At 70.5% G+C, this 482-nt stretch carries 1 protein-coding gene; it reads left to right on the top strand.

Annotated elements, in window-relative coordinates; translation table 11 throughout:
• Window positions 1-482 (top strand): LacI family DNA-binding transcriptional regulator (locus HP550_RS00130; RefSeq protein WP_425484400.1); only part of this gene is annotated, 482 nt, incomplete at both ends.

Genomic DNA, 482 nt, shown 5'->3' with positions numbered 1-482 from the left:
CTCGCCGCCCTGGACGTCCTGGGCTACGAACGACCCGAGAAGCTACGCACCCGCTCCGCCGGCCTGGTCGGCCTCGTGGTCCCCGAGCTGTCCAACCCCGTCTTCCCCGCCTTCGCCCAGGTCATCGAGACCATGCTCACCGAACGCGGCTACACCCCCCTGCTGTGCACCCAGTCCCCCGGCGGCACCACCGAGGACCAGTACGTCGAGATGCTCCTGGAGCACAACGTCGACGGCATCGTGTTCGTCTCCGGCCTGCACGCCGACACCACCGCCTCCAAGGACCGCTACCACCGGCTGCGCTCCCGCGGCATGCCCATCGTCTTGATCAACGGCCACGCCGACGGCGTCGACGCCCCCTCGGTGTCCACCGACGACTCCGCCGCCCTCGACCTCGCCTTCCGCCACCTGATCTCCCTCGGGCACCGGAACATCGGCCTGGCCATCGGACCCGAACGCTTCGTGCCCGCCGCCCGCAAGCG

It is taken from the genome of Cellulomonas humilata, assembly GCF_013359775.1.
Taxonomy (GTDB): Bacteria; Actinomycetota; Actinomycetes; order Actinomycetales; family Cellulomonadaceae; genus Cellulomonas; species Cellulomonas humilata.
The sequence above is the reverse complement of the archived record's forward strand: the minus strand, read 5'-3'. Positions and strand labels throughout refer to the sequence as shown.